At 45.5% G+C, this 17,081-nt stretch carries 20 protein-coding genes; 10 read left to right on the top strand and 10 right to left on the bottom strand.

Translation table 11 applies throughout. From position 1 onward, the window contains the following. Positions 1-3 precede the first annotated feature (3 nt). Entirely contained in the window at positions 4-696 is a 693-nt protein-coding gene (locus tag AOC07_RS03215) for a fumarylacetoacetate hydrolase family protein (protein ID WP_215358137.1), read from the bottom strand. A 34-nt stretch (positions 697-730) separates the two neighbouring features. Then, positions 731-1,012 (bottom strand): SemiSWEET transporter, encoded by a 282-nt coding sequence (locus AOC07_RS03210; RefSeq protein WP_215358136.1) that lies wholly within the window; start codon positions 1,010-1,012, stop codon positions 731-733. 103 nt (positions 1,013-1,115) lie between these two features. Here AOC07_RS03210 and AOC07_RS03205 point away from each other — a divergent pair, with 103 nt between their 5' ends. Beyond that, positions 1,116-2,114 (top strand): tripartite tricarboxylate transporter substrate binding protein, encoded by a 999-nt coding sequence (locus tag AOC07_RS03205; RefSeq protein ID WP_215358135.1) that lies wholly within the window; start codon positions 1,116-1,118, stop codon positions 2,112-2,114. Positions 2,115-2,117: 3 nt separating this feature from the next. Here AOC07_RS03205 and AOC07_RS03200 read toward each other — a convergent pair whose 3' ends face one another. From AOC07_RS03200 to modA, 4 genes are all read right to left on the bottom strand, one after another. After that, positions 2,118-2,891: a hypothetical protein gene (locus AOC07_RS03200; RefSeq protein ID WP_215358134.1), complete on the bottom strand. Its 774-nt coding sequence runs from the start codon at positions 2,889-2,891 to the stop codon at positions 2,118-2,120. Positions 2,892-2,910: 19 nt separating this feature from the next. Continuing rightward, positions 2,911-4,824, bottom strand: coding sequence for a ferrous iron transporter B (locus tag AOC07_RS03195; RefSeq protein ID WP_215358133.1), 1,914 nt, complete (start codon positions 4,822-4,824; stop codon positions 2,911-2,913). Continuing rightward, positions 4,817-5,062 carry a FeoA family protein gene (locus tag AOC07_RS03190; RefSeq protein WP_215358132.1) on the bottom strand — a complete coding sequence of 82 codons (246 nt, stop codon included), beginning with the start codon at positions 5,060-5,062 and terminating at the stop codon, positions 4,817-4,819. The genes AOC07_RS03195 and AOC07_RS03190 overlap by 8 nt, the downstream gene beginning before the upstream one ends. Before the next feature lie 155 nt (positions 5,063-5,217). Then, positions 5,218-5,979 (bottom strand): molybdate ABC transporter substrate-binding protein, encoded by a 762-nt coding sequence (gene modA, locus AOC07_RS03185; RefSeq protein ID WP_251371717.1) that lies wholly within the window; start codon positions 5,977-5,979, stop codon positions 5,218-5,220. 100 nt (positions 5,980-6,079) lie between these two features. Here modA and AOC07_RS03180 point away from each other — a divergent pair, with 100 nt between their 5' ends. Then, the gene (locus AOC07_RS03180) at positions 6,080-6,904 is read left to right on the top strand and encodes a substrate-binding domain-containing protein (RefSeq protein ID WP_215358131.1); all 825 of its coding nucleotides are present in this window, start codon (positions 6,080-6,082) and stop codon (positions 6,902-6,904) included. A 68-nt stretch (positions 6,905-6,972) separates the two neighbouring features. Here AOC07_RS03180 and AOC07_RS03175 read toward each other — a convergent pair whose 3' ends face one another. Beyond that, positions 6,973-7,554 (bottom strand): hypothetical protein, encoded by a 582-nt coding sequence (locus tag AOC07_RS03175; protein WP_251369679.1) that lies wholly within the window; start codon positions 7,552-7,554, stop codon positions 6,973-6,975. Between the two features lie 146 nt (positions 7,555-7,700). Between AOC07_RS03175 and AOC07_RS03170 the strand changes: the two genes are divergently transcribed. From AOC07_RS03170 to selD, 4 genes are all read left to right on the top strand, one after another. Continuing rightward, entirely contained in the window at positions 7,701-8,147 is a 447-nt protein-coding gene (locus AOC07_RS03170; protein WP_215358130.1) for a GNAT family N-acetyltransferase, read from the top strand. Between the two features lie 16 nt (positions 8,148-8,163). Beyond that, the gene (locus AOC07_RS03165) at positions 8,164-8,598 is read left to right on the top strand and encodes a YbgC/FadM family acyl-CoA thioesterase (protein ID WP_215358129.1); all 435 of its coding nucleotides are present in this window, start codon (positions 8,164-8,166) and stop codon (positions 8,596-8,598) included. A gap of 106 nt (positions 8,599-8,704) precedes the next feature. Then, entirely contained in the window at positions 8,705-9,988 is a 1,284-nt protein-coding gene (locus AOC07_RS03160; RefSeq protein WP_215294287.1) for a DEAD/DEAH box helicase, read from the top strand. A gap of 26 nt (positions 9,989-10,014) precedes the next feature. Beyond that, the gene (selD, locus tag AOC07_RS03155) at positions 10,015-11,076 is read left to right on the top strand and encodes a selenide, water dikinase SelD (RefSeq protein ID WP_215358128.1); all 1,062 of its coding nucleotides are present in this window, start codon (positions 10,015-10,017) and stop codon (positions 11,074-11,076) included. Between the two features lie 120 nt (positions 11,077-11,196). On the opposite strand, the gene AOC07_RS03150 is transcribed toward selD, so the two are convergent. Then, the gene (locus AOC07_RS03150) at positions 11,197-11,385 is read right to left on the bottom strand and encodes a hypothetical protein (protein WP_011903187.1); all 189 of its coding nucleotides are present in this window, start codon (positions 11,383-11,385) and stop codon (positions 11,197-11,199) included. A gap of 151 nt (positions 11,386-11,536) precedes the next feature. On the opposite strand from AOC07_RS03150, the gene AOC07_RS03145 reads away from it, so the two are divergent. Both AOC07_RS03145 and AOC07_RS03140 read left to right on the top strand, forming a co-directional pair. Further along, on the top strand, positions 11,537-12,520 hold the full coding sequence (locus AOC07_RS03145) for a Bug family tripartite tricarboxylate transporter substrate binding protein (RefSeq protein ID WP_371816726.1): 984 nt from the start codon (positions 11,537-11,539) through the stop codon (positions 12,518-12,520). A 32-nt stretch (positions 12,521-12,552) separates the two neighbouring features. Next, positions 12,553-14,139, top strand: a complete 1,587-nt coding sequence (locus tag AOC07_RS03140; protein ID WP_215358127.1) for a rhodanese-like domain-containing protein — start codon at positions 12,553-12,555, stop codon at positions 14,137-14,139. Positions 14,140-14,163: 24 nt separating this feature from the next. Here AOC07_RS03140 and AOC07_RS03135 read toward each other — a convergent pair whose 3' ends face one another. After that, positions 14,164-15,213, bottom strand: coding sequence for a fumarylacetoacetate hydrolase family protein (locus AOC07_RS03135; RefSeq protein WP_215293946.1), 1,050 nt, complete (start codon positions 15,211-15,213; stop codon positions 14,164-14,166). A gap of 480 nt (positions 15,214-15,693) precedes the next feature. Between AOC07_RS03135 and AOC07_RS03130 the strand changes: the two genes are divergently transcribed. Then, on the top strand, positions 15,694-15,897 hold the full coding sequence (locus AOC07_RS03130) for a TIGR02450 family Trp-rich protein (RefSeq protein ID WP_215358126.1): 204 nt from the start codon (positions 15,694-15,696) through the stop codon (positions 15,895-15,897). Positions 15,898-15,972: 75 nt separating this feature from the next. On the opposite strand, the gene AOC07_RS03125 is transcribed toward AOC07_RS03130, so the two are convergent. Beyond that, positions 15,973-16,512 (bottom strand): phasin family protein, encoded by a 540-nt coding sequence (locus AOC07_RS03125; RefSeq protein ID WP_215293936.1) that lies wholly within the window; start codon positions 16,510-16,512, stop codon positions 15,973-15,975. A gap of 105 nt (positions 16,513-16,617) precedes the next feature. Here AOC07_RS03125 and AOC07_RS03120 point away from each other — a divergent pair, with 105 nt between their 5' ends. Then, positions 16,618-17,007: a group II truncated hemoglobin gene (locus AOC07_RS03120; RefSeq protein ID WP_215293935.1), complete on the top strand. Its 390-nt coding sequence runs from the start codon at positions 16,618-16,620 to the stop codon at positions 17,005-17,007. Positions 17,008-17,081 lie beyond the last annotated feature (74 nt).

Here is a 17,081-nt window from a genome sequence, read left to right as displayed (position 1 = left end):
CAATTACAGAATTTTGGTTTTGAGATTAACTAAGCCCTCAACACTTCCCTCAAGTACATCACCCTTCTTCACTGGGCCAACGCCCGCAGGTGTACCAGAGAAGATGAGATCGCCTGACTCTAATGTAAACAAAGTTGAAAGATAGGCAATAGTGTCAGGCACATTCCAGATCAACTGGTTTAAGTCGCCTTCTTGACGTACTTCACCATTCACTAGAAGTTTGACAAGGCCTTTTGCTGGGTGGCCGCACTGAGTTACCGGAGTTATTTCACCACAGGGAGCTGCTTGATCAAAAGCCTTGCCTGTATCCCAGGGACGCCCCATCTTCTTCGCTTCACCTTGTAAATCACGTCTGGTCATATCCAAACCGATGCCATAGCCATAAACATGATCAAGGGCTTTATCAGCGGGAATATTTGCTCCACCCTTACCGATAGCGACAACCATCTCAATTTCATGATGCACATCTTTTGATAAGTTTGGATAAGGCATATCTTTTCCATCGCTAACGATAGAGTTGGCCGGCTTCATGAAAAAGAATGGTGGTTCACGATCTGGATCATGACCCATCTCACGCGCATGATCTGCATAGTTACGGCCAACGCAGTAAATACGATTGACTGCAAAACGGCGAGTGTCGCCAGTCACTGGTAGAGAAATCACTGCTGGTGGATCAATCACAAATGCTGAACTCATAAAACCCTTTCAATGAAATGCGGAGGATGGGTGTCTATTTCTGATGTTTAGAAGTATGACGCAATTTGAGTAACAAGATACTTAAAGCCAAGGCAAAGGTCAAAGCATTCGCTAGTATCAGGGGCCACTTCTCAATAATGAGGCCGTAAATCAACCAGAGCCCTACTCCAGCAGTAAACAGGGAGTACATGCCCAAGGACACCCCCGATAAATCCCGGGTGCGCCAAGACTGCATTGCCTGGGGCAAAAAGGCGATCGTGGTTAAGAATGCAGCGCAATAACCAATGATCTCGATCTGGTGGGACTCAAGGTTCATTGGTCCATTGTAATTAGTGCAATCAACAATTCCTTGATCTAGCACAGGAATCTTAATTCTGGTGATAATACAAACTCGCATTTTCAATCCATACTAAAAAAACATGAGACAACTAATCCAAAAATCCCTCTTTATTGCACTATGCGCAACTACTGCTTTGAGTAATGCCCATGCCCAAACCAATGCAACAATTAAGAACTATCCAGACAAACAAGTTCGCCTAGTGATTCCCTTTCCTCCTGGTGGCGCAACGGATGTCATTGGTCGCATCATGGCGCAAGAGCTATCCAAATCCTTAGGTCAGCAAGTGGTGCCTGATAACCGATCTGGGGACAGCGGCAATATTGGCGCAGACTTGGTTGCTAAATCACCGGCTGATGGCTACACACTTCTGATGGGCGCACTGACATCGCATGCCATCAATACTGACTTAAACAAAGATGGCATTAAATACAACTTAGAAAAAGATTTCACACCCGTAGGAGTGGTGGGTGTCGTACCTTTAGTGTTCGTGGTGAACCCTTCTGTACCTGTAAAGAATATGAAGGAATTTATTGCTTATGCCAAAGCCAATCCTGGCAAACTCACTTTTGCCTCATCGGGTGCTGGAGCACCACAACGTTTGGCCATGGAAATGTTTCGTGCGCAACTGGGCTTAGATCTTTTGCATGTGCCATACAAAGGTAGCGGCCCCGCAATGACAGACCTGGTTGGCGGCCAAGTGCTCAGTATGTCTGAAACAGTCCCAGCGGCGTTGCAGTTTATTCAGGCGGGTCAATTAAGAGCATTAGCAGTGACTACTGCGAAACGCGTTAGCCAATTACCTGATGTACCCACTGTGACTGAGGCCACAGGCTTACCGAACTTTGATGTTGTGAGTATGTTCGGAATTTTGGCCCCAGCAGGAACGCCAAAGCCGATCATCGACAAACTCAATGCGGACATCAAAGTGATTTTGCAGCGCCCAGATGTACAAGAACGCATGCTGGCTGCTGGTGTCTACGTCAACTACCTTACGCCTGCTGAATCAGCGAAGCGCATCCAAAGAGAATTAAGCATGTGGGGCAAAGTGATTAAGGATGCCAACATCAAAGCAGATTGATTCTTAATTTAGCGGAATAGAAAAAATCGCCTTTAGGGTTAGGGAATCTGTACTATTTGAGAAACCCTTACCCACTCCAGCCTGAAAGGAAACTGGCTTCCCATCGTAGTACATCATCAAGAATCCCAACTGCTGGGTATTTTGATAATTAATCGGCTGACCTAGTTGATTTAAATTAGAGTAGTATTCAACCCCCAAAGCTAAGTCAGGGATAACCTCACGAGATAGACGTGTAGCCGATGAGTAATAAGGCGACTGATGGACATAGGGTTGCGAGAGTGGCATATCAATGATTGGGTTAAATGAAAATAACCACTCATCAAAGTGCTTGCCAACAATAAAACGTATCTCGCCGTTGTATCTTGACTCATCAAATTGCGGCTGTACATTAGACAATTCTAAATTGGCGCCAGCAAAAAAATCATCTCCTTTATCTTCTCGAATGGGCAGCCACTTCATGCGCAATTTTGTCGCAGCATACTGAAACTTATTGTCATAGTTCACGTAAGAGATATACAAGCCAGCCTCTAAATCGTGGCCGAGGCCATAGGCCAATTCTGGCGTGACACGCACACCATTGTTATTCATCACTTCACCCGGATAGCTTGGCGTTTGGACTCCACGAGGGGTGCTGTTGACGTGCAATTCAAGACTAGATTCGCCTTTAGCATTGATCTCATCGTCGTACACCTGAATCTCATCTTGCAAGACAGCCATAGACACGGTCGGCACGACGACGATAAAAATGAATAAAAGCGCACGGCAAATGAATTGCATATTAGTTCTCAAAAAGGGGTCAGCCAAGACCAAGCGAAACTGCAATACTGTACGTAATGAACGAAGCCAAATAGGCTAAGCCAAATAAGTAACTTAGCATGATGATGGGAATCTTCCAGCCCCCCGTTTCCCGCTTCACTGCAGCAATGGTCGATAAACACTGTGGTGCAAATACAAACCAAGCCAATAATGAAAGTGCAGTAGCTAAAGACCACCCTGAGGAGATTAGTGGAATGAGCGCTTCTGCTGCATCGGCACTAGAGCTTGATAAGGCATAGACAGTAGCCAGGGAACTCACCACTACTTCACGCGCCGCCATACCTGGAACTAAAGCAATACTGATCTGCCAATTAAATCCAATGGGCGAGAATACATGCGCTAATGCCTGCCCTATCATGCCGGCAAAGCTATATTGAATGGGCGATCCTGTCGCACCTTCAGGCGAAAGTGGAAAGCTGGATAGAGCCCATAGCGCAACCGTCATGATCAGAATAATGCCGCCCACGCGACGCATGAAAATCTCTGCGCGCTGCCATAAGCTAATAGCTAAATTACCCAGGCGTGGTAAGTGATAGCTAGGTAACTCCATCATCAGGGTATTCATCCGAAACTGCTCGCTGGTGAAGCGCTTCAGAATCCAAGCAACCCCCATTGCGCCCAAAATGCCTGCTAGATACAGTAGGAATAAAACTAAGCCCTGCAAATCAATGCTCGCCCAAAGCTTTCTCTCTGGAATAAAAGCAGAGATCAATAAGGCATACACAGGCAAACGGGCTGAGCAAGTCATCATTGGTGCAATTAAGATCGTTACCAAGCGATCACGAGAATTTGAAATACTTCTGGTCGCCATAATGCCGGGTATGGCACATGCAAAGCTCGATAGCAGAGGAATAAATGAGCGACCAGAGAGTCCGACTGATCCCATCACCCGATCCAGCAAATAGGCAGCTCTGGGCAGATAGCCAGACTCCTCTAGCAAGAGGATAAAAAAGAAGAGGATCAAGATTTGGGGTAAGAAGATGACAACGCCACCCAGTCCAGCCAAAATACCGTTGATCAATAAACTGCGTACCCAATTGTCAGGCAATAGCTCAGTAATTTGAGCACCTAAGAACTCAATCACAGTCTTAATGATCTCCATCGGGAAAGTTGCCCAACTAAATACCGCCTGGAAAATGAAAAACAATAGGCCAAGCAAAATGAGCAGGCCAAAAAAGGGATGGAGCAAGATGCCATCCAAGCGATCGCTTAAGTGATCAGGCATGATTTGATCTAGCTTGAGGTTCTGTAGAATTTTCTGGACCTGAACATTGTCAGATTCTGTATGGGCAATGTGAGAGGCGACATTTTCCAGGGTTGCATCACTCGTGCCCGTTTGTAACGCGCCCAAGTTACGCCAATCCAAATCCGATAAGAAATGTTTAAGATCATCAGCACCATTCGCCTGAATACCAATAGTAGTGACTACTGGCAACCCCAACTCACGCGAGAGTGCAGTGGTATTAATATGCAAGCCTTGACGTTTTGCGAGATCCAACATGTTCAGGACAACTACGCAGGGTAAACCCAAGCGCTTGGCAGCCAAGACTAAGCGCAGATTACGGCGCAAGTTTATGGCACTCAATACACAGACAACTAAATCGGGGCGCTTCTCGCCCTCTGCCCTACCTAATAAAACATTGCAGGTAACACGCTCATCCAATGATCTTGGATAAAGACTATATGCGCCAGGCAAATCCAGAATACGAATATTCTTACCGGACTCCAGTGCAAGACGCCCTTCTTTACGCTCTACCGTGACACCAGAATAATTGGCCACTTTCTGACGGCTACCAGTCAGCAAATTGAATAGAGCAGTTTTACCGCAGTTGGGATTACCGAGCAATGCAACGACGGGTTCGTTGGAGAAAAAATGAACTTTAGATTCAGACATGCGCTACCGATTCAACTTCAATCATGCTTGCCTCAGATTGACGTAAAGCAAAAGTAGAGGCGCCCACGCGAACCATGTATGGCCCCTTACCAAGCAAGCCCTTGCGCAGGACGGTAACCTGCTCACCCGGCAAAAAGCCAATATCTTCCAGCTGCCCTTTTATTTGCGGGGCACCTTTGGGGACGTTTACCTCGCTAACTCGGTAAAGATTGCCCAGTTCGACTTGGTCCAAATTCATTCAATATGATTTTCTAGGTGAATTGTAAGGGAATTATATCCCCAAATGAGAATGAATATCATTCGTGGGGAACCCTCCTCCACCTGGCAATAATGAGCCAATGAGAGCCTTAGCAGCTTGATCCAACGCAAAAAGGATAAGGGTAAAAAGGGGGATTAAGGTGTGCTGTAACCGTACTTCTGGAGAATCGATTTAGCCTGAGCACTTTGCATGAAGCGATAAAAACTCAGGGCCTCTTGGGGGGCGCCTTTCATTAAAACCATTCTCTGCTTAATTGGCTCATAGAGTTTGCTATCAACGAGCATGAAATTGGTCTCCTTAGAGACCTCCGCAGACTTGGCCAAAGAGATGGCGGTGAAACCTAAATCCGCGGCGCCTGTTACCACATACATCGTTGCAATACCAACATTGTCCGCATAGATCAATTTGTCTTTTGCAATATTCCAAAGCCCTTCTGCCTTCAGATACTCAATAGCGGCTTTTCCATAGGGGGCTAAGTCAGGCTTAGCAATGGCGATCTTATTGGCTTTGTTAATTGCCTTAATAAGCTCAGTCTTGCTGTCTGATAGCCGTATGCCAGCAGAATTTTTAGAGATGATTACCAATTGGCCAATAGCGTACACAACACCTTCATCAATCGACTTCCCTTGTCTATACAATTCAATCGGAAAATGTCCATCTGCAGAAATCAATAAGTTAAATGGTGCGCCATTCATAATCTGTGCCGTGAAGTTTCCAGAGGAGCCATATACGACGCGTACATCACGGTTGCCTTCAGACTTAAATGCTGTATTAATCTCGCCAAAAGCATCTTTCATATTGGCAGCAACTGCAACGATAGCCTGTTGAGCAAAAACACTCTGTGATACAAGCAAAAAGAGGGAGAAGATAAATAGGCGCAATGTGATTTCAGGCAAATAACTTAGCTTCAGTTTATATCAAGCCAAGTAGGCTTAAACTAAGCAATAAGTACCCAGAACAGACCTATTTAATATTAAAACAGCCTGAAAGTATTTAATGAGATTGATTTCCATTCGTTTGATTGTGATTGCTCTAGTTAATCTGAGCTTCTTCGCTTTCCCAGCCGCCTCCCAAGAGAAAAGCATTGTGGTTTCATCTACCACTTCCACCGAACAATCCGGGCTATTTGAATTCATTCTCCCAATCTTTCAGATGAAAACGGGGATTACAGTCAAAGTTGTTGCGGTAGGTACTGGTCAGGCTCTCGATATTGGGCGCCGCGGCGATGCCGATGTTGTGTTCGTGCACGATAAGCCGGCTGAAGAAAAGTTTATTGAGGAGGGCTACTCCACTAAAAGATATGAGGTGATGTACAACGACTTTGTGCTGATTGGACCTAAGTCAGACCCCGCAAAAGTCGGTGGTGGCAAAGATATCCAAGCAGCCTTACAGAAAATCTCTATTGCGCAAGCTCCTTTTATCTCTCGTGGCGACAAGAGTGGCACACATGCTGCAGAACTGCGCTACTGGAAAGGTGCTGGCATTACTGTGGCGCCTGGCACCTCTTGGTATAAAGAAACTGGCTCTGGTATGGGCCCCGCTCTGAACACCGCTTCTGCTATGAATGGCTACATCCTGGCAGACAGAGCTACTTGGCTGAGCTTCAAGAATCGCGGTGATTTAACAATCCTCGTGCAAGGTGACCCCAAACTTTTCAACCAATATGGCGTAATGCTTGTGAATCCAACGAAGTTTCCTCACGTGAAAAAAGCTGAGGGGCAAGCATTTATTGATTGGCTCATCTCCAAGAACGGTCAAGATGTGATTGCAAGTTACCAAATTGGTGGTGAGCAACTCTTCTTCCCGAACGCCAAGAAGTAGCGATCAAAGAAAAAGCCCGCAGATGCGGGCTTTCTACTAGCTTCTGGCGCCTAGCCAGAGATGCTTGATTACTTCTTAGGTGTTACGAAGCCAATGGCTGTATCGTCAACAAATTCAACCATGACGTCGTCACCAGCTTTGAATTTCTCAAGACCCAAAACAGCTGGGTCAACCTTAACCTTTTGCTTTTCACCACTTGGAAGTGTAAAAGTAACGATACGGGTTTTTGCATCGATTGTTGAAATCTTTACAGTTGCATAAATGGTATCGGTAGTTTCTTCAAATGGCTTAGCAGAGCCCTTGCCTGCTACTGTTACAGAGCGAACACCAGAAACACCTGGCTTAGCATCTTTAGTAACAGCTGTTAAGCCAACAGCAATCGCTTGTGCATGCTCAACTACAAAAACATCACCTTTTTTAACTTTATCCAAATCATTGATTGATTTAGCAACGTTCATTTGCGCTAAATTACCATTTGCATCTTTGAGCACAACAATGCGCTTCTTTACATCAACAGAATCAACGGTAGCAGTAAGAACAATGACTTCAGCCGCTAATGGCAGCATTTTTGCAGGCGCCTGAGCGAAAGAAGAGCCTGCAAAAGCAAGTCCAACTGCGGCGAATAAACCAGCAAGTAAAGATTTTTTCAAAATAACTCCTAGGCAAGTAAGTAGGTGGGATTGAGTCCGAATTAGAGCTCCAAATCATTGTAACCACGACATATGTAGTTTCCTGAGCTTATTTGGTAAATTAAGCCAATAACCCTACTAAAACTTACTATTAATTAGCAAACCCGTTGAATACCTTAGAAATTTTTATCAAACCTTGGCAGGAGGCATCCCAAGATGCTTACCTCATACGCAGGCAAGTATTCATCGAGGAACAAGGGGTTCCATTGGATATGGAGCTTGATCAATTTGACCCTCTTGCTAAACATGCTCTAGCCTATCAAGGCCCTTTGTGTGTAGGCACTGGGCGTTTAGTCATGGTGGATAGCAATCACGCACAAATTGGGCGTATGGCCGTCTTAAGCGCTTTCCGCAATCAGGGTATTGGCAAAGCAATATTGATCAATTTCATTGGCCAAGCCAAAGCAGAAGAAATTTCTGTTTTGACACTACATGCTCAGGTATCTGCAATTCCTTTTTATGCAAAGCTCGGATTTCTCCCAGAAGGAGCCATCTATGACGAAGCAGGGATTGCCCATCGTAATATGATGCTCTCATTAGTAAATACTATTTAATAACCATTCACTGTTTATGACCACTGCTCACTCCCAATTTCCATACATCCATCGTGTGTGCTACTCCGATACCGATGCTGCTGGCTTTGTTTACCACGGCCGCTACCTTGAAATCTTTGAGCGCAGTCGTGCAGAATGGTTGGCGCAGCGTGACCTGACCCCAACAAAACTCATCAATGAATTTGGGATCCTGCTTCCCGTCCGAGAACTCTCCATGCATTTCTACAAGCCAGGTCGCTTAGATGATCTTTTATATATTGATCAAGTGATTGAACATCGTGGCCGTACACAGGTTGTCGTAAAACAAAATGCACAAAGAAAAATTCAGGGTAATGATACTCAAGAGATGCAAGTCATCGCGAGCGCTACTTTGCATATTGTTTGCGTAGACACTAGCACTCTGAAGCCTAAAGCCTTACCTGATTGGCTCTTTTTGGCTAATGAGGCCTGATGCTTTAAAATAGAGGCTCTTACTGCAAACGCTTTAGCGTGGCAGCTCACCCCATTGACCGGGATAGTCTTTTAATTGAATACGGGTCAATACTTTATTGGCCCTTATGTTATTTACAGACCTCGGTTTATCCGAACCCATTCTTCGCGCTATCGCAGAAGAAGGCTACACCAGCCCCACACCGATTCAAGCGAAGTCGATTCCGGCAGTACTGAAAGGCGGGGATCTTTTAGCCGCCGCACAAACAGGTACCGGTAAAACCGCTGGTTTCACACTCCCGATTTTGCAGCGCCTTAGCAGTTCAAAGGCCAATTCTGGCAAACGCCTCTTACGTGTACTCATTCTGACTCCCACTCGCGAGTTAGCAGCCCAAGTTCAAGAGTCGGTTGTCACGTATGGCAAATACACTGGCTTGAAGTCCACCGTCATCTTTGGTGGTGTCGGTGCCAACCCGCAAATTAAAGCGATTGCTAGCGGCTTAGATATTTTGGTTGCCACACCGGGCCGCTTACTCGATTTGATGTCACAAAAATGCGTCTCACTCAATGATATTGAAATTCTGGTTCTAGATGAAGCTGATCGCATGCTCGATATGGGCTTCTTGCGAGATATCAAAAAGATCCTAGCTGCTCTGCCTAAGCAACGCCAGAATCTTCTATTCTCGGCCACTTTCTCCGCTGAAATTAAAGCACTCGCAGATGGCTTATTAAACTCACCCGCCCTGATTGAAGTTGCGCGTAGCAATAGCACGAATGAAGCCATTGCACAGTTGATTCATCCGGTTGATAGAACCAAGAAGCACCCCCTGTTAGCACACTTGATTAAAACGAATGACTGGAAACAGGTCCTCGTTTTTACTCGCACTAAGCATGGCGCTAACAAACTTGTCACTCAACTAGAAAAAGATGGTATTACTAGCATGGCTATTCATGGCAACAAGAGTCAATCCGCCAGAACAAAAGCATTGGCAGATTTCAAGGCTGGTAAGTTAACCGCTTTAGTTGCCACGGATATTGCTGCTCGCGGCATTGATATCGACCAACTACCTCACGTAGTGAACTATGACTTGCCTAACGTTTCTGAAGATTATGTACATCGCATTGGACGAACCGGACGTGCAGGATCAAATGGTGTTGCAGTTTCTTTGGTTTGCGTTGATGAACACCAAATGCTCAGAGATATCGAAAAACTCATCAAACAAAAACTGCCGCAAGAAGTCATTGCCGGTTTTGAGCCAGATCCCAACGCCGTTGCTCAACCCATTCAGTTGCGCAGCCAACAACATCAGCAATCTAGAAAGCCCAAGGCTGCAGGCTCAAGCAATACCGGTGGGGCTAGCAAAGCTCCAGCTAAGCGCTCAAGCCCGCCCAAAAGAAGCTTTAATAGATAAATCCGCCTCAGATATAAAATATTTTCATGACTCAAGATACGACAGCCACCGAACCCCGCCTCACCTCCCTATCTCATGGTGGTGGTTGCGGTTGCAAAATTGCGCCTGGCGTTCTTTCTGAAATTCTCAAGCAAGTTCCACAACTGCCCTTCCCAAAAGAGTTGCTGATTGGCATTGAGACCTCAGATGATGCTGCTGTTTATCAAATTAGTGAGTCGCAAGCAATTGTTGCAACGACTGATTTCTTCATGCCGATTGTGGATGATCCATTTGACTTCGGAAAAATTGCCGCCACCAATGCCATCAGCGATATCTACGCAATGGGTGCTACACCCCTATTTGCACTTGCCTTGGTAGGCATGCCAATTGAAGTTTTATCCAATAAGACGATCGCCCGAATTTTGGAAGGCGGGGCTGAAGCCTGCCGTAGCGCTGGCATTCCTATTGCCGGCGGTCATACGATAGATTCAGTTGAACCAATTTATGGTTTGGTTGCGATTGGTATCGTTGATCCAAAACACGTGAAAAGTAATGCGAGCGCAAAACCTGGGGACATCTTAATATTGGGTAAGCCACTGGGCGTAGGCATTTTGTCGGCAGCCTTGAAAAAAGATTTACTAGGGCCTGATGGCTATCGCGAAATGATTTCTAACACCACCAAGCTCAATATCGCAGGCCCTGATTTGGCAAAGCTTGCAGGTGTTCATGCACTAACGGATGTCACTGGCTTTGGATTGGCTGGTCATATGCTCGAACTAGCCCGGGGCTCCAATTGCACGGCTCATATTGACTGGAGTCAAGTACCCCTGCTTTCTAATGTGCAAGCCCTAGCTGATGATGGAATTATTACTGGGGCTTCCAATCGAAATTGGCAAAGCTATGGATCTGATGTAAGGCTTCCTAAAGACTTCACTCCAGCGCAACTTGCTTTATTAACTGACCCCCAAACGAGTGGTGGTCTGCTGGTTTCTTGTAGCCCAGATTGCGTTAAGGAAGTTTTAGATATCTTTAATCAACACCATTTTTTAGGTGCTCGGGTTATTGGTCAAATGAGTAAGCGGCAAGACAAACTTTTAGCAGTGTCCTGAAGAAAAATAGATTAATCCAGTAGGTCCATACCTTTCAGCATGAAGCTGTTTGAATTGCTAATCTACAAAAAAAGAAGCCTAGTTTTTTAGACTAGGCTTGCAGATGAATTTGCTTGCGACTTACTTCTTAGCTTCCATCGCCTCTTTTGTAGCAGTAATTTCCTTACGACGCTCTTTGCATGCACCAGCAATTTCTTGCAAAGCTTTACGAGCGCGTGCTGCAGATGCCTTAATACCTTTTTCAATGAATTTTTCGTTTTCAGCTTTATATGCTTCAAAAGCAGCCAACAATGTATCGTGTTGTGACATCTTGTCTCCCATTAATCAAATAAATATTCATACCAACAACGAAGTCAGTATATCCCCATAAAAACAGCAGGAAATGGCCACTTTCATCAGGGATAACGCTTAGAAACAGCACTTCAGCCAAAATGTTTTAATTACAGAAATTAGGCGAGAAATGATCAAAATGCTCAAAAATATCCTGCTTTTGCTTGTAGCTGCTGGGCTCTCCCTGTCTGCTGGTGCCCAATCTAACCCTTGGCCGTCCTCTACTAAGCCAATCACGTTCATTAACCCCTTTCCGCCTGGCGGGGCCGTCGATGCTTTTGGACGCCCATTAGCCAAGCAGCTCTCTGGTCAGCTCAATGACTCTATCCTGGTCGACAACCGCGGGGGTGCAGGCGGCACCGTAGGTGCTGCAGCTGCAGCAAAAATGGCCCCGGACGGCTATACCTGGCTTCTTGGTGCAGTACATCACTCTATTGCACCAAGTATGTATATCAACCTACCTTACGACATCACAAAGGACTTTGAACCAATCGCTATTATTGGCAGCGTTCCCCATGTCATCGTTGTTAATCCAACAAAATTTCCTAAAAATGATTTGAAATCGATCATTGAAGAAATCCGCAAAAACCCAGGAAAATATAACTATGCATCTACCGGTAATGGCACTTCACAGCACTTAACTGGTGAGTTATTCAAGATGCAAAACAAATTATTTATTACCCATATTCCTTATCGTGGAACTGGCCCTGCCCTTCAAGACCTAGTTGCCGGACAAGTGGATATGATGTTTGATACCCTGGCAGGTGCAGCCCCTTTTATCCGGAGTGGTCAGCTCATTGCTGTTGCAGTAGCCAGCAATAAACGTAGCGAAGCATTTCCAAATGTACCCACTGCACAAGAGCTAGGGATCAACAATTTCGTAGTATTTAGCTGGTATGCCTTGTGGGGAATTAAGGGAACATCCAAAGATATTCTCGACAAGATGAGTGCGGAAGTACAAATCGCTCTGGCCTCGCCAGAGATCAAAGAACGTTGGGCTACATTAGGCGCAAGCGTTCCCAAAATGACGCGCCCTGAATTAGTAAACTACATTAACCAAGAGATTGTGCGTTGGAGTGAAGTGGTCAAAAAATCCGGCGCCAAGTTAGACTAAATTTATACCAACGAAACTGAATCAGAAAATATATGGGTATTCCAACTAAAAACTACGCGTTTGTTCGCAATAAACTGTTGAATAAAGAAGAAATTGCTTTTTTAGATGTGCGCGAGGAAGATCCACACGCACAAGAACATCCTTTATTTGCCGCCAATCTACCACTCTCTCGTATTGAGATAGATGCATACGGCAAGCTACCCAGAAAAAATGTTCCTATCGTGACACTTGATGATGGTGAAGGTGATGCTAAGTTAGCGGCGCAGCGATTAATCACTCTTGGCTATGTCGATGTCTCTATCTTCGAGGGTGGGATTCAGGCTTGGAAATCAGCCGGTGGTGAATTATTTCGGGATGTGAACGTACCTAGTAAATCTTTTGGAGAGCTCGTTGAATCTAAACGCCACACCCCCTCTCTGTCTGCCCAAGAAGTGAAAAAACTTCTAGATGATCAAGAAGATATAGTGGTGGTTGATGTGCGTCGCTTTGATGAGTACAACACGATGAGCATTCCCAGCGGCATCAGCGTACCAGGAGCTGAGCTAGTACTACGTGTCCCCGAGCTAGCACCAAACCCAAAAACCAAAATTATTGTGAACTGTGCCGGTAGAACACGCAGCATTATTGGCACCCAATCCTTGATTAATGCAGGCATTCCAAATGAAGTCAATGCGCTGCGTAATGGCACCATTGGCTGGACTCTTGCCGGGCAAGAGTTAGATAAAGGTCAGAGTCGTAGATTTAAAGAAGTGAGTGAGAGCACGGCAAGCGAAGCATCGGGTCGCGCTCGCAGCGTTGCCGATAGAGCAAAAGTTAAACGCACTAGCCTTGCTGAAATTGAGCGATGGAAATCTCAGTCTGAGCGCACGACTTATTTTTTTGATACCCGAACTCCTGAAGAATATGAAGTGGGCCATCTTCCAGGCTTTCGTTCTGCACCAGGCGGCCAACTAGTCCAAGAAACTGAAATGCTTGCACCAGTCCGTGGGGCCCGCATTGTCTTGGTCGACCCCAGCAGCAGCGTCAGAGCCAATATGCCAGCATCTTGGTTAGCGCAGATGGCCTGGGATGTTTATGTAGTGGATGACATTCAGGCATCCGACCTCACTGAACAGGGAATCTGGAAGGCGCCCTTACCTACGCTTCCTCAAGTTCAATTTGTAGATGCTGATACGCTCTCTCGGTGGCTTAAGACTGATAGCAATACGATTGCCGTAGATTTCAGTACCCACGCCAATTATGTGAAGGGACATATTCCTGGTAGCTGGTATGCATTACGCTCACAACTAGAGAACGCGCTCAAGAAAATTCCGCAAGTGGATCGCTATGTACTGACTAGCACACCAACTGAATTAAGTATATTTGTTGCACAAGAGCTGCAATCCCTCAAGAAGGCAGAAGTATTAGTGCTGCAGGGGGGCAATGCGGCTTGGGCTGCCGCCGGTCTTGAGCTTGAAAAAGGGCCTAGTCGCCTTGCCTCGCCACCCTTAGATCGTTACAAGCGCCCCTATGAGGGTACCAGCGCAGATCCTGCGGCCATGCAGGCTTACTTAGACTGGGAATTTGGCTTAGTAGAGCAACTAGGCAAGGATGGAACCCATCACTTCTGGGTTCTCTAATCCCTGCTTTGTAAGGTCAATTGCTTACGCAATCTTGTTGCGGATGATGCCAACACCAGTAATGTCTGTTTCCATGACATCTCCTGGCTTCAGGAACTCTTGAGGAGTTCTTCCGGCACCAACTCCAGAAGGAGTTCCCGTCGCAATAATGTCGCCTGGTAACAATGTAAGGCTGCGAGAGAGCTCGGAAATGATTACTGGGATCTTGAAATACATTTGCTTGTAACTTGCGTTTTGCTTTTCAACGCCGTTTACACGACAAATAATGCGGGTATCTTCTAAATTGACGCCACCAGCAGTCACAATCCATGGCCCCATTGGTCCGTGCCCATCCAAGCTCTTACCTTTAAACCACTGACCTGAGTGACGCTTTTGCTGAACATCGCGTGCAGTCGTATCGTTATAGGCTGAGTAGCCGAAAACATAATCCATAGCATTTTCTTCGGTTATGTTTTTGCCCTTCTTGCCGATCACAACCGCCAACTCCGCCTCCCAGTCGATCATAGTGGAGTAGCTGCCATCATAAGGAATGGGATCAAAAGGACCATTCATCGTTTGCGTACCTTTAGTAAAGAGTACAGGCACTTTTGGGTACTCTTTTACAGAAGTATCAGCGCGGTGCTTTAAACCTTCTTCAAAATGGTCTAAATAGTTCCAGCCCACGCAATAAATATTGCTTTGCGGCTTAGGAATTGGTGATAGAAAAACTACATTGTTCACGCTAACTAAATTCGAGCCACGGTTTTTGAAAATAGTTGCCAACTCTACCAAGCCACGATTACCAGAGGCTGCTAAAGAAATCATGGAGGTTGGATCAAAAGAGAGCTCAATCTTCTGGCGCTTTGCTTCCGTAGCGATATCCACCACGAGACCATCATTTGTCACTAGACCCAATCGCGAGCTTGCGCCCATCTTCGGTAAATAATTAGCAATACGTAGGCCGGCTTTGCCAGTCATTGGCTGAACCACAATAGTTTGATGGTCGCCAGGGGCAGCCATGGCACTTGAAATGAACATACCACTAACAGCTGCGGTAGCGCCCAACTTAAGAGCGTCTCTCCGATTTGTATCCACAAGGTCTCCTTTAAAGATTTTTAATATCTATTTTTATTGGTTGTTTAATTAGTTATTTAATTAAGCAATCTGACGTAAATAGTAATACCAAATCAAAAATCTTGGGGAATTTTGGGGTGCTTTTTACAGTTACATCAGCGGGCCTTTGAAATATTAGCTATCCTAGACCCATGCACCTTCCCCTCAATCGGCTGATCCTCCTGACCATCACCCTCCTCTGCTTATCGGCCTGCGAGCGAGAAACTTATACCAGCTGGACTTGCAACTCAATGACAGAGATGAAAGTTCCCATGGTGCTTAGAAAAGCCCAAATGGAATTTAAGGATCTGAAGCTAAACTATTGCGGTAGTCTTGGCAACCAAAGCTACTTTGATCAACAATGTCCCGGACTCACCCAAGCATCAACTTACACATTCACCCCCTCTACAGGCGTGCTCATCGGCCAAGAGCAAGATTATCAATGCAGTGCACTTTGAAGTCATGAACCAAGTAAGCCCTAAGAAACTTTTGCTGAGCAAATGGACAGCCGTTAAACCAATTGCCAAACAAAAGCATTTTTTAGTGAGTAAGGTAATTCTGCCAGAGCCTCCAAATGAAAAAATTGAATTCGTTGAAATTGAAGCGGTCTATACGAAAAAAGTTTCGCTGATTTCTTGGCGAGATCTGACGAATAGTGAGCTCTAGATACAGGGCTGGCAATAAAAAACCGCCTCAGGATGTGAGGCGGCTCTGGATAGTGCTCAATATTCAAACGCAATACTAATCAGACTTCTTATCCGCTGGTTTTTTGGATCCCGAGGATTTCTTCACCAACTCATCGATATTTTTTTCTGCAGTATCCGCAACCTCATTCACAATACGGCGCCCTTCTTTAAACATGTTCTGACCAGTGGTGGACATTTCATGAACTACCTTGGATAACTTCTCTGCATGCGCTGGCAATTTATTCTCAGCATCTTCAAGCCAAGTAACTAAGGAGGCGCGCACTTTTTCAAGATGCTTCTCGGTTTCATCGGCAGCACTGTCGCCAAGATCTTTCAGCACCGATTTGACCTTCTTCTGATAGGCCGTAGCGCGTTTAGCAGCCTCTTTAGCAGCCTCTTCCTGCAAGTCCTTTAGTTTTGCTAAGTCGTTCTTTGCGGCAGACTTTGCACTATCTAAAGCATTTTTCATGCCCCACTCAACCTCAGCAAGATGGTGCTCGCTCAGTTTCTTGGCGGCTTCTAATAGGGTATGTGAGTAATCAAACAGCTCTTTAGCTTTCTCTCGTTGCCAATTTTGCAATTCTTTTGCATCCATTTTTAAGCTCCTATAAAGAAGGTGTTTATGAAATCTTTATATTAACTCTATACCGAAATTAGCAAACTGCCAATTTCCCCTAATTTAAAGCATTAAAATGCCAATATGACTGATAGGCAGAGCATTTATGAGCTAATAGGCGGCATTGATAAGGTCGATGAGCTCGTAGACCGCTTTTACGATTTAATGGCCCTAGAGCCAGAGTTTTCCGACTTGCGTGCCATGCACCCCCAAGATCTCTCCGGCTCCCGTGAAAAGCTTAAATTCTTTCTGACCGGCTGGATGGGTGGCCCCGATATCTACTCACCAAAATATGGCCACCCTATGCTGAGAGCTAAACATTTACCATTCAAAATTGGACTCAAAGAGCGCAATCAATGGCTTGCCTGCATGTATCAAGCGCTTGAAGACTGCAATATAGAAGGTAATGCCGCTAAGCAACTTGAGGAATCTTTTTTTAATACCGCCGATTGGATGAGAAATCAAGCCAATTAAGGCACAGATGACCTCATCGCTTTTGTGGGCTTAAGCGTCATTATTACCATTTGATTTGACTTAGATAAACTAAG

Source organism: Polynucleobacter sp. UB-Raua-W9 (assembly GCF_018687435.1).
Taxonomy (GTDB): domain Bacteria; phylum Pseudomonadota; class Gammaproteobacteria; order Burkholderiales; family Burkholderiaceae; genus Polynucleobacter.
This window is presented reverse-complemented; position numbering and strand designations above follow the sequence as displayed.